Raw genomic sequence first — 252 nt, 5'->3', positions numbered from 1 at the left:
TCACACTGGGTTTCCCCATTCGGACATCGCCGGGTCAAGGGTTCATATCACCTCGCCGGCGCTTTTCGCAGATTAGCACGTCCTTCATCGCCTCTGACTGCCAGGGCATCCACCGTGTACGCTTGGTCGCTTAACCTCACAACCCGAAGATGTTTCGTGAAACACTTCGCGTTGCGAAAATTTGAGAGACTCATACACACTTTACGTGTGTCGTTTCAATTTTCAGCTTGATCCAGATTTTTAAAGAGCAAA

General features: G+C 49.2%; 1 rRNA gene. It reads right to left on the bottom strand.

Going from position 1 to position 252, the window contains the following annotated elements:
• Positions 1–136 (bottom strand): 23S ribosomal RNA (locus OGX75_RS00015); the annotation flags it as partial.
• Positions 137–252 lie beyond the last annotated feature (116 nt).

The sequence above is a fragment of the Citrobacter sp. CK199 genome (assembly GCF_030333285.1).
Lineage (GTDB): Bacteria > Pseudomonadota > Gammaproteobacteria > Enterobacterales > Enterobacteriaceae > Citrobacter_B > Citrobacter_B koseri.
Note: the sequence above shows the minus strand (reverse complement) of the source record. Positions and strands in the feature narration are given on the sequence as shown.